The organism is Candidatus Polarisedimenticolia bacterium (assembly GCA_035764505.1).
GTDB lineage: Bacteria > Acidobacteriota > Polarisedimenticolia > Gp22-AA2 > AA152 > AA152.
The window spans coordinates 30,383-42,498 of the sequence record DASTZC010000112.1 but is presented as its reverse complement, the minus strand read 5'-3'; the positions used below and the strand labels follow the sequence as shown (position 1 = coordinate 42,498).

Genomic DNA, 12,116 nt, shown 5'->3' with positions numbered 1-12,116 from the left:
CGCCGTACCATCCCATCCGATCGTCGAGCGTGCAGGTCCCGCTCTCGAAGCTCAGCAGCGATGCGGGGCAGATGAGCGGATTCTCGTCCACCTGTCCGTTCCCATCGTTGTCCAGCCCGTCCAGGTGCTCGGGGGCCAGCGGGAAGCGATGGTCGTTGGCATCGTCGAAATCGAGGCCGGTCCGCGCCAGCGCCGCGTAGCCATCCAGATCGAGGTCGGCGTTGTTCAGCTGGTACCAGACGCCGACATCCCCCGAGCTCACGAACGATCCGCCGACCTCGGGATGGAAGCAGGTGGTCTTCCGTCCCGCCACGTCATAGCCCGAGTACCCGACTTGCGGGAAGCTTTGCCGCGCCTTGTTCATGCGCAGCTGGAGATTGCGGGTGGGGTAGCTCCCCAGCAGGGCCGGGCTGGCGCGGAACTCCAGCAGGTAGTCGTAATAGGGGTAGCCGCGGAAGGAGAGCATCTTCGCCTTGGCGGAGGGGTCGGCCATGATGTCGGCGATGTTCATCCAGTTCATGCCGCCGAATTTCACCTGCACGCCGTAGTAGTCGGCATTGGGAATGGTGATGTTGTTGTTGCGGGAGTCGTACTTGACCCGATGCCCGTAATAGGTGGCGCCATAGATGGCGCGGTTGCAGGCCACCACGTTTCCCACGTACTGCGAGTAGGCCTCCTCGATCTTGAATTGCCCGATGGCGTGGATCTGCAGCCGGTCGTTGGTGTTCACGCCGTTGATCACCACCTGCTCCAGCGGCGCGCTCCCGTCGTTGCCCACCCGGAAGGCCGGCTTCACGTCGGGCGGAGGATCCAGATCGCGGAAATCGTCGGCGGTGACGTAGTAGAAATAGACGCGGTCCTCCGGCAGAAGGATCGTCGTCTCCAGGTTCAGCTGGGTCAGCGGCTGGGTCGCGAAGCGGAAGCCCACCACCCAGCGGCCATAGGCCGCCTGCTGCGCCGGCGTGAGCGAATCGAAGTCCTGATCGGCGTAGGCGTTGGTCTTGTGGTTGATGCGCTTCACGATCGGCGTGCCGTCGGGCATGTGGTCGAACTCGACGTTGGCGGCGCCGACGTACTGAATCAGCATGTCCTTGGCGGTGAGGCAGGCGCTGTTGGGCTGGAAGACCGCCACCTGGCCCCACTGGCGCGGCGTCGAGTCGCCATAGACGATCGAGATGCGGGCGTTCGAGCCGTTGATGCGCGAGATGCGCGTGGCGATGTCGTTGGTCGTGCCGCGCTCCACCGCCGAGAAGCCCCCGGCCAGCTCGAAGTCGAAGACCCAACCCTCGGCCATGTCGTTCATGATCTCGAGGGAATTGAGTCCCGACATCACCAGGGTGCGGGAGTCGGTGTCGTTGCCGGCGCCGTACCCGAGACGGAAGACGTCGGTGAAGTGGAAATCGCCGATGGCATGCTTGACCCCGGTGAAGGGGCTGTAGGCGACCACGGCGATGACCACGCTGGAGACATCCAGGTCGAGCGGATAATCCGACAGATTGTGCAGCGTCACCTGCCCGGTCACCTTGCCCGCGTTCTCTTCCACCGTCAGCGATCCGGTGTCCCGCCGATTGTTGATCTGGGTGAACTTGTCCTCCACGATGCGCGAGGAGTCGCGCGTCCAGGTGAAGGTTCGGTTGCGCTCCGTCTCGAACACGATGTTGACGTCCCCCAGCGAGATGAACGGTTTCTTGTCCTTGAACCCCAGCGACAGCTTGATGCCGCTGCCGGTGTTGAACTTGCTGGTGATCTCCGTCTGGTCGTGCACGGTGGTGGTGACCTTGATGTCCTCTTCATGGAAGCGGTTCGACTCGAAGGTGAAGTCGACCCGGTCGTTGTACTTCACGGTGACGCCCGGCTCGATGTAGCTGGTGAAATCGGCCGTGACGCGGGGGCGGTCGGCCACGTAGGGGCCCTGGCGCAGCGGCCGCTCGTCGGGCGGGGTGGTGGTCGCCGTGAAGCCGTCGGCGTCGAAATCGCCGTCGGCGGGGGGATTGCACGTCGGAGGCGTGGTCGTCCCGCCGCCTCCTCCGCCGAGCGGCGGATCATCGCCGGGATCGATGATGATCTCGTCCAGGCTCGGGCCTCCCGGAGCGACGTTCCCCTGCTCCGCCGCCAGCGCCTCGAGGTATTCCTCCCAGGGGATGGCCTGCTTGAAGGAGCGCTTGCGGATCGTCCCTCCTTCCGGAGTGGTCTCCACCTCGAAACGCCGCGTCTGCCGATCCAGATTCACCTTCGGCTTGCTCTCCCGGGCCTGCTGCACCGGGGCCGGAGACGCGATGCTCGCGCCGAGCAGCCAGGCCATCGCCACGCTCACAATTGGATGAGCCCCTCTCCTCCGTCGCATGGATCCCCCCTATGAGTGATTGAGGTGACCGGCGCTCCGGCGCGTGCCCGGCGCGGGCGAGGGAGTGCGCCGGGATGCGGCAGGATCGCGATGTCACATCCTTGATTGAACGGACAGAAAAACCGGATGCGGTTGTTTTTTCAGAAATGGAAATGAGGCGGAAGCGATCCCGGATGCTGCCCCGCCATTTTTCGCGCTCGATGGTTTGCTTCATCAGGAAACACGATGAAATCTCTCGGAAAACTCTCTTGCATGCACCGGTGCGCGTGCTATATTCCGGCGCCCCGATACGAAAACGCGGCGAACGTCCCGGCCGCGGAGATCGCTCCGATCACTGATTCATGCACCGACGCGTCGTGAAGGAAGCCATCCACACCAACAGCCGGACATCCCGGCCGTGCCTGGATCGCCGGCTCACTTGCTCGAGGAGGGGGGAATGCGTCCCGATGGATCGAACCGCCCGCCGGATAGAGGAAGCAGGGAGGGAAGCCGGGGAAGGCGACGCGGATGGAGGTGGCTCACCGGCCTTGCAGGATTGACGGGACTCTCCGCAATGCTGGCTTTCGCGATCGGATCGGGAGGACCCGCCTCATCGGACGGAAGCGGCGTGGATCCCGCGGCAACGGTGCATCCGTCCGGCGCGCACAAGCTTCTGGTGCTGGCGGAGGATCGCGCGGCGATGGATCGGCTGGCGGGACTGGGCGCGGTGCAGCGCCAGATCGATTACGGCAGCTTCCGGCTGCTGGTAGTGAGCGACCGCGCCGTGCCGGCGCTGTCGGAAAAAGCGCTGGGCAGGGCCCAGGTCCGCGATGATTTCGACTTCGTCGGCGTGAACCGCTGGAGCTTCGACACGCGCGAAGGCGAGCCCAGGGATCTTCCCGTCAATCGCCTCGATCGTCCCGGCGTCTACGAGCGCCAGCTCTATCTGGTCCAGTTCGTCGGTCCCGCGAAGGACGAGTGGCTCGCGGGATTGAAGGGCCAGGGCGACCTCGATGTCGTGGCCTATCTCCCCAGCAATGCTTTCGCCGTGTTCGCTTCGCCGGCCGCCTGGAAGCGCCTGTCGGCGGATGTTGGGCGCCCCGGAAGCTCCCTGCAGTGGGCCGGCGCCTACCATCCGGCTTACCGCATCGCCCCGGGACTGGAAGACTCCATCGCGCGCGATGATCGCCAGGTGGACGTGGTGGTGCAGTTCATCGAGCACCCCGGGGTCGAGCGCTCGGTGGCCGACCTGAAGGTCCAGGCCTTCAAGCAGCTCATGGACGACGTCTCGCTGGGCGGCATGCGCGACGTGCGCGTCCGCATCCCGGCGGCGAGGATCCCGCTGCTGGCGGCGCAGCCCGACGTCTTCTGGATCGAGCCCTGTCTCCCGAAAGAGCTCCTCGACGAGCGCCAGGGGCAGATCATGGCCGCCAACCTGGACGGCACGGGCACCCAGCCCTCCGCCCCCGGCTACCTGGCCTGGGTCAACGGCAAGGGCTTCACCTCCAATTTCTCCTTTACGGTCGACGTATCGGACGACGGGCTGGACCGCGGGTCGACGACCGACGTGCACCAGGACTTCAAGGACGCCGGCGGGACGTCGCGCGTCAGCTATGTCTCAAACTACACCACCGACGCCTCGGGCGACAGCGGCGGCGGCCACGGCAACATCAACGCCGCCATCATCGGCGGGTACAATGACACTCAGGGCAACAGCTCCTTCGAGGACGCGAACGGCTACCGGTACGGGCTGGGGATTGCTCCTTACGCCCGGGTCGGCGCCTCGAAGATCTTCAACAATGCCGGCGGGTTCACCTCCACGGCTTATTCGACCATCATCGCCAACGCCTACAACAACGGGGCCAGGATCAGCAGCAACTCCTGGGGCCTGACCGGGACGGGATCGAACCTGTACACCACCGACTCGCGCAGCTACGACATCCTGGTGCGCGACGCCGTCTCGGGCACCGCGGGAAACCAGGAGATGGCGATCGTCTTCGCCGCCGGCAACGCCGGATCGGGCGCCAACACCGTCTCCGCGCCCGGCACCGGGAAAAACGTGCTGACCGCGGGCGCCTCTGAGAACTTCCGCATGACCGGGACCGACGGCTGCGGCGTCGGCAACACCGGCGCCGACAATGCCAAGGACATCATCAGCTTCAGCAGCCGCGGCCCCGCCTCCGACGGGCGCAAGAAGCCCGACCTGATGGCGCCCGGCACGCACATCCAGGGAGCCGCCTCGCGCAGCGCCAACTACAACGGCTCCGGGGTGTGCAACCAGTACTGGCCGACGGGCCAGACGCTGTACGCCTGGTCTTCCGGGACTTCCCATTCGACGCCCGGCATCGCCGGCGCGTCGGCGCTGACCCGCCAGTGGTTCGCGAACCAGGGGTGGGGCACTCCCTCGCCCGCGATGACCAAGGCTTTCCTCATGGCGACCCCGACCTACATGACCGGGGTCGGCGCCAACGACACGCTTCCCTCCAACAACCAGGGATACGGCCGTCTCGACCTGGGCCGCGCCTTCGACGGGACCGCCGCCGTCCGCGTCGATGAGACGCAGACCTTCGGTTCCGCCGGACAGACCTTCACGGTGACCGGCAACATCGCCGATTCGTCGAGGCCGTTCCGCGTGATGCTGGCCTACAGCGACGCCCCGGGCGCCACCAGCGGCAACGCCTGGGTCAACGACCTCAACCTCGAGGTCACCGTCAACGGAACGCTCTACCTCGGGAACGTCTTCTCGGGAGCCGGCTCGGTGACGGGCGGCGTCGCCGACACGCGCAACAACACCGAGGGAGTGTTCCTCCCCGCCGGCACCACTGGAAGCTTCTCCATCACCGTGCGCGCCGCCGGCATCAACGGCGACGGCGTTCCCGGCAATGCCGACACCACCGATCAGGATTTCGCCCTGTTCGTCTACAACGGGACGCAGTCCGCGCCCAACCCTGATTTCACCCTCTCGGCTTCGCCGGCATCGCAGACGGTGACGCAGGGAGGGTCGACCAGCTACACGGCGACGGTAACAAGCGTGAACGGCTTCAGCGCCGCCACCACGCTGTCGGTCAGCGGGCTTCCCTCCGGCGCAACGGCGTCCTTCGCGCCCAACCCGGTCACGCCCCCCGCGGGTGGCTCCGCCGCATCGACGCTCACGGTCAACACCTCGGCGAGCACTCCGGCGGCCAGCTACACGCTGACGCTGACCGGGACGAGCGGCGCCTTGTCGCATTCCACCTCCGTGACCCTGGTGGTGCAGGCCACCGGGGGCGGCAACCAGGTCCTGACCTACTCGGCCTCGCCGGGCCTGGCGATTCCCGACAACAACGCCACCGGGATCACCAGCACGATCAACGTGCCGGCCTCGATGACGATCACCAGCGTGAGCGTCTACACCAGCATCACCCACACCTACATCGGCGATCTGGAGACCTCCCTCATCGGCCCCGACGGAACCACGGTCCTGCTCCACAACCGGACCGGCGGCAGCGCCGACAATATCGTGACCACCTACAACATCACCACGCGCTCCAATCAGTCGCTCGGCGCCTTCAACACCAAGAACACCTCCGGCGCCTGGACCCTCAAGGTGCGCGACCTGGCCGCCGTAGACGTGGGCACGCTCAACTCCTGGAAAGTCGCCTTCAACGGCTATTACACGGCGTCGCCCGGCCTGGCGATTCCCGACAACAACACGACGGGGGTGACCAGCACTATCAACGTCGCCGCCACCGGCACCGTCGCCGATCTGAGGGTGCGCGTGAACATCACCCACACCTACATCGGCGACCTGGAGGTCTCCCTCATCGCTCCCGATGGGACGACGGTGCTCCTGCACAACCGGACCGGAGGCAGCGCCGACAACATCGTGACCGTCTATCCCGACCTGACGGCTCCGGCACAGTCCTTGACGGCACTGTCCGGCAAGGCGATTGCCGGAGCCTGGAAGCTCAAGGTGCGGGACCTCGCCGCGATCGACACCGGCACGCTGAACTCCTGGGAGATCGACTTCCGCACCCCCTGAAACGGAAGCCGATCTCTTTCTCCCGGCCCCGGCCGCGCGGACGCGGCCGGGGCTTTTCTTTTTCGAAGGATGCACTTCCCAGGTGGGCCGTGGAACCAGCTGGCGTGCCGGCGATCCGCAGGGTCGCCCGCTGCCCCCGTTCATCTGCGGTGACTGCGGAGCGGCTGACTCCCGATTGCCGCCGATCAGAAGGTTTGCAGGCTTCCTTCGCGGTCAAGGAGACGGCAGCGAAGGCACGCCCTTGTGTCGCACGGACCCTTCGGCCGGGCCGAACAGCTCTGAGTGACCGTCGCGGTAGAGCACTTCGATGTAGATCGTTCGACCCTTTCCGGGCGCCCTCAAGCTGGCGGCATAGGAATGTCCCCTTCCGGTGGTGCACTCGGCGCATGCGATCGGCAGGGCATTGATTCGTGCCCTGTGGCCTCCCGGAGTCAGGGTGACGAGGTTGAAGCCGGTCAGGTCCCCCTCATGGTCCGTGCTCCACTCCACGATTTCCTTTCTTCTGCCACCGGCCGCGGAGAACCGGGCCTTGGGATCGAGGATATTCGTCATGCGAGGCGCACGCCTCTCGATGACAAACAGGCCCGCGCTCGAGAAGGCGAGCAAATCCTCGAGATTGTCGCCGTTGAAGTCGAAGCTTCCCAGGATGGTCGGGGTCCCGAACAGGCCGTAGCGTTCTTCAGTGCCGAAAGTCCCATTGCCCAGGCCGGGGAAGAAGGACTCGTATCCGTTGGAGGTTTCCACGAACAGGTCGGTGATCGAGTCTCCGTCGAAATCCGCGAGACTCACATCGTAGGGCCCATACCCTGCCAGGAACGTGACTCCGGGAACGAACGTCGCGTCCCCCTGTCCCAGGAAGACATGCACCGCTCCGGGATTATTCGGTGGAGGCAGCGAGTCCCCGCTGTCGGCCACCACCAGGTCAGGTTTTCCGTCGCCATTCAGGTCCGATACCGCGACCGCCACGTTAAGGGTCCGCGAAAAAGTCGCCAGCGTGATGGGGTTCTGGAAGGTGCCGTCGCCGTTTCCGAGGAGAATGAGGGCCGTTCCGGGCGCTCGATCGTTGCGAATGGTGACGACCAGGTCAGGATGCCCGTCCAGATTGAAATCCCCGACTGCCATGTCCGAAGGCAAAGTTGGAATCGTCTTGGATAGTGCGGGGGACATGGATCCTCCCACACTGCCCAGATAAACCCTGACGTCTGAAAGTACGCCAACGAGGTTTCCCACGTCCGCGACGGCTATATCGGGCACGCCGTCGCTATTGAAGTCCGACACCACCATGCGGAGAGGGTAGGGTCCCGTCGCGTAGGAGTCCGGCGGCGCGAAGGTGCCGTCTCCGTTGCCTTTCGAAATAATGAGGGTGCCAGGGGGAATGGGATTGGGTCGTACATAGGGCCAATTCAACACCGCTTCCGCCAGGTCCACGTGACCGTCGGAATCGAAGTCGGCCGCGGCGAGGGCCAAGGCGCCCACGCCGCCCGGAATCCTCGATTCAGAGCCGAAGCTTCCGTCACCGTTTCCGAACAGCAGCGAGACCTGGTTCGCGTCGACACGGCCTGCGGCCAGGTCCAGTTTTCCGTCTTCGTTGAAATCTCCCACCGCCGCGGCGCCGATGGGCGCATACTGCAAGGCCTCGATCGGAGCAGGTCCGAAGCTACCGTCCCCGTTCCCCAAGATGGTGAAAACCGCCTCGGAACTGTTGCCAAGCATGACCAGATCGGCCTGCCCGTCCCCCTGGAGATCGGTCAGCAAGGCCTTGGCGTTGCCGTTTCCAAGGTAATTCACCGGCTGCGGTGCAAAGCTTCCACCCCCCAGCCCCAGATAGACCGTGAAATCGTATTCGCTCGCGGCGACAAAGTCCTGGATTCCGTCCCGGTTCAGATCGCCCGGCGCGATGGCATTGAGCAAGCCTGCTCCCGCGGACACGAAGAGGGTCGGACCTGGATCCAGGGTTCCGTCCCCGCGGCCGTACATCAGCACATTCTCGAAATGGCTGCTTCCGCCAACAAAATAGGATGATTCGAACACCAGATCCATTTGGCCATCGTTGTTGAGCTCCGCTGGGAAAACCAACAGGATCTCATCCCGCTGGGTTGTATAGATGAAAGGCGCCGAAAAAGTGCCATCTCCGACGCTGCAATAGATCATCACGTCGCTGGTACCGTCGTAGATGGTGGTGACGACCGCGATGTCATCCCTGCCGTCGCCGTTGAAATCGGCGGCCTTCATGGAAAGGTAAGGGCTCGGACTGAAATTGTGGGTCCCGGCCGGAACGGCGGGTCCCGCGTAGAAGCCGGTCCCCGCGAAGACCAGCACCTGAAAGAAGTGCTGGCCTGAAAAGTCGCCGTACACGACGAGGTCCTCGATGCCGTCCCCGTTGAAATCTCCCATCTCGAGCTGGCGCACGCTCAGAATCGTTGGGAGAGGAGTCTCCGGACCGAAGATTCCCAGCCCCTGGTTGAGCAGGAATGCGGCCGTGAAGCGGTAGTACACCGCGAGATCAGGTTTTCCATCGTTATTGAAGTCGCCCGCATAGACCTCCAAGGGGGCCTGCGTGAGCGGGATTTTGACCTGCGGGGCGAAGGTGCCGTCCACCCGTCCACGCAGAAAGGACAGCTCACCCGGCGGGGCTGACGATCCGAGGTTCGAGACGATCAGGTCATCGATTCCGTCGCCGTCGAAGTCGGCCTTCGCCATGCCCCAAGGGTTCGAGCCAACCGGGTAGACCGGGTTCGGGAACTGGGGGGCGGCGATCAGGGCCGGGGAGAACGCCAAGGCCGTCAAGGCGCTGCAGATAAGGAACGATAGTCTGGTCGGGATAGGCTTGCGCAGTCTCATGGCTTGTCCTCCGGCGACGGACCGTATTGACACTGGAGATTTCGAGGGAATATCCCTTTGACGTCAAATATACGACGATTCGAAATCCCCGCCAGGAATTTTCTTAGCTTCTCATGCACCTCGAAAGTGCAGACCCCTGGGAGTCGGCCACGCGCGGCCGGGTCGCCCACGGAGTCCGCATGCCGAACGGCGGCGCCAGCGCTGGCGATTCCCGACAAACACCACGACCGGGATGACCAGCACCATCAACGTTCTCGCCAGCGGGACCCTAACGGATCTGCGGATGCGCGTGGCCACGTCGAGGAAAGGTGGACTACAATGCGTTCCTTCTGCCGAAAAACTCAATCAAGGAGGAATCGCGATGGCCACCCCCGTGAAGCCCATCCCCGACGGTTACCACACCGCCACAGCCTACCTGGTCCTGCGGGACACGAAGACCGCCCTCGAGTTCTACAAGAAGGCCTTCGGCGCCGAGACGACCGTCCTCATGCCCATGGCGAACGGGCGAGTCGGGCACGCCGAGATGAAGATCGGCGATTCGATGATTTTCCTCTCCGACGAGTCGCCCGAGATGGCGCCCGAGAACAAATCGCCGCAGACCGCGGGCTGCGTCACCGGATCGACCTTTCTCTACGTGAACGACGTGGACGCCGTCTTCAAGAAGGCCGTCGACGCCGGAGCCAAGGTCAAGATGCCCGTGACCGACATGTTCTGGGGAGACCGCTTCGGGAAAATCGTGGATCCGTTCGGGCATCACTGGGGGATCGCCACCCACAAGGAAGATCCCTCTCCCGAAGAGATCCGGAAGCGGCAGGCGGAGTGGGAAAAGAAGATGGCCCAGGGGAAATAAGCGCTACGTCAAAGCCACCCAGGAAAGATCCGCCGAAAAAGGAAGCTCCGGAAAAGGACCCTCCGAGTACGGAGCTTCCGCGAGACAGATCCTCGATCTTGCCTCCCCGGTAGGCGGAGAGCTCGGCGAGGTTGACAGGCGGGGGCCTGTCGTCTATATTTAGACCGTTGTCTAATTATCTAAGAGGTGCCCGTTGCCGAACGGCGACGTCTTCAAGGCCCTGGCCGATCCCACCCGCCGCGAGATTCTGCGCATGCTCCATCAGCGGCCGGAGATGAGCGCGGGGCAGATTGCCGAGGTTTTCGACATGACGGCTCCGTCGGTATCGCACCACTTCAGCGTCCTCAAGGCGGCCGACCTGATCTCGCAGCGGCGCGAGGGACAGCAAATCCTCTACTCGATCAACACGAGCGTCGTCGAGGACCTGATGGCCACGATGTTCGAGATGTTCCGCAAGAACGGAAGAAAGGAGCGTTAACGTCATGTCCACGAGAACCGCGGTGATCCTGGTGCTGGCGGTGACGGGCGCCGCCCTTGCGGCCTCGGTCATCTTCTATCCCTCGCTTCCCGAGCGGGTGCCCACGCATTTCAACCTGCATGGAGAACCCGATCACTGGTCGGGAAAGACCTCCGCCTCGCTGGCCCTTCCCGGCCTGGTCGCGCTTCCCCTGCTCTTCATGCTGCTCGGAGACTGGCTGTCGCCGGACCACTTCAAGGTCGGCGCTTTCCGTCCTTCCTTCAACTACCTCATGGTCATCCTGGCGGTGCTGTTCGCCTACATGCATGCGATCGTGCTGGCGGCGGCGCTGCATCCGGAGCGATCCTACGCACGCTGGATGATCGGTGGCATCTTCCTGTTCCTCGCCTGGGTGGGCAATCTCCTGGGCAAGACCCGCCGCAACTTCTGGATCGGCATCCGCACCCCGTGGGCCCTGGCGAGCGACGCCGTCTGGATCGGCACGCACCGGCTGGGCGGACGGATCTTCATGGGGGTCGGCCTCCTCGGCGCGGCGGCCATCGCCGCCGGCGTGTCGCCGGTCTGGTGCCTCGCCGCCTTTGCGGCCGCCCTCTGCATTCCGGTCTTCTATTCGTTCTGGCTGAGCAAGAAGCTGGAAAAGCAAGGCGCCTGAGTGTTTTGCAAGCGACCTTTTCTTGACAGGATCCGGGGGCTGGAGTAGCCTCTCCTGGAATTCTCTGCAATTGACGTGGATTTTGGAGCTTCGCCGACCCGAAGTGCGCCCCGGTTTCCGCAGGCCCCCGGTCAGCTCGCGCGATACCGCATCGTACTCGACCCTCTCCGAGCGCCGCTTCCCGCCGTCCAGCTCCCTCGATCCCTCGATGCCCGAAAGCAGGGGATCTTCCAACGAGTCGGAGCGCGCACAAGCATCGCGCAGCCAAGGAGGCCCTTAGATGATCTCGAGCCGCTGGATCCGGACCTTTCTCATCCTGAGCCTGGCGTTGACGGTCGCCGCCTGCTCCTCCAACCACGGAGAGTCGAATTCGCGCACCGGTAACGTGCGAGTCATGCTCACGTCGGCACCGGCCACCACGGGCGTCGTGTCGGGCGCCACGACGGATGCCGTGGCTGCGGGCGGGAGCAGCTGGGGCGACGATGACGGCGGCATGCTGTCGCGGCTGTCCCAGGCCAACGTCACCTTCTCGAGCCTGCTGGCCCGCAACCTGAACGGCGACCTGGTCAATCTGTCGACCACCCTGCCGCAGACGGTGGATCTGATTCCGGTCATCAACGGCCACGAGGTGAGCCTGCCCGCCGGCACGCTGCCGGCAGGCATGTACGATCAGTTTGTCGTGGTGATCACGCATGTGCAGTTCGTGTTCACCGACGGTGCGAAGATCGACCTGACGCCTCCGGGCGGCGGCTGGACGAAGATCATCCCGGTGCAGACTTTCGAAGTCGTCGACGGGCAGACCACGGTCATCGAGCTGCGCTTCAATCCGGATCACGCCTTCGACGACGTGGACGGGGATTTCCACTTCTTCCCCAACTTCGACTGCGATACACACGGAGAGGACGACTGATCCCCTAGGGCAACCACTGGAAAGCCGCCGGAGCCTCTCCG

At 64.3% G+C, this 12,116-nt stretch carries 7 protein-coding genes; 5 read left to right on the top strand and 2 right to left on the bottom strand.

The annotated features are described in order from the left end of the window. Positions 1–2,302 (bottom strand): hypothetical protein (locus VFW45_07770; protein HEU5180675.1); only part of this gene is annotated, 2,302 nt, incomplete at its 3' end. A gap of 595 nt (positions 2,303–2,897) precedes the next feature. Between VFW45_07770 and VFW45_07765 the strand changes: the two genes are divergently transcribed. Continuing rightward, positions 2,898–6,344 (top strand): proprotein convertase P-domain-containing protein, encoded by a 3,447-nt coding sequence (locus tag VFW45_07765; protein HEU5180674.1) that lies wholly within the window; start codon positions 2,898–2,900, stop codon positions 6,342–6,344. Positions 6,345–6,557: 213 nt separating this feature from the next. Here VFW45_07765 and VFW45_07760 read toward each other — a convergent pair whose 3' ends face one another. After that, the gene (locus tag VFW45_07760; protein HEU5180673.1) at positions 6,558–9,185 is read right to left on the bottom strand and encodes a VCBS repeat-containing protein; all 2,628 of its coding nucleotides are present in this window, start codon (positions 9,183–9,185) and stop codon (positions 6,558–6,560) included. Between the two features lie 361 nt (positions 9,186–9,546). Here VFW45_07760 and VFW45_07755 point away from each other — a divergent pair, with 361 nt between their 5' ends. From VFW45_07755 to VFW45_07740, 4 genes are all read left to right on the top strand, one after another. Then, on the top strand, positions 9,547–10,035 hold the full coding sequence (locus VFW45_07755; GenBank protein ID HEU5180672.1) for a VOC family protein: 489 nt from the start codon (positions 9,547–9,549) through the stop codon (positions 10,033–10,035). Positions 10,036–10,228: 193 nt separating this feature from the next. Beyond that, positions 10,229–10,513: an autorepressor SdpR family transcription factor gene (locus tag VFW45_07750; GenBank protein ID HEU5180671.1), complete on the top strand. Its 285-nt coding sequence runs from the start codon at positions 10,229–10,231 to the stop codon at positions 10,511–10,513. Between the two features lie 4 nt (positions 10,514–10,517). Further along, complete coding sequence (locus VFW45_07745) at positions 10,518–11,165, top strand: DUF1648 domain-containing protein (GenBank protein HEU5180670.1); 648 nt, start codon at positions 10,518–10,520, stop codon at positions 11,163–11,165. Between the two features lie 280 nt (positions 11,166–11,445). Beyond that, complete coding sequence (locus tag VFW45_07740; GenBank protein HEU5180669.1) at positions 11,446–12,075, top strand: DUF4382 domain-containing protein; 630 nt, start codon at positions 11,446–11,448, stop codon at positions 12,073–12,075. The last annotated feature ends 41 nt before the right edge of the window (positions 12,076–12,116 follow it).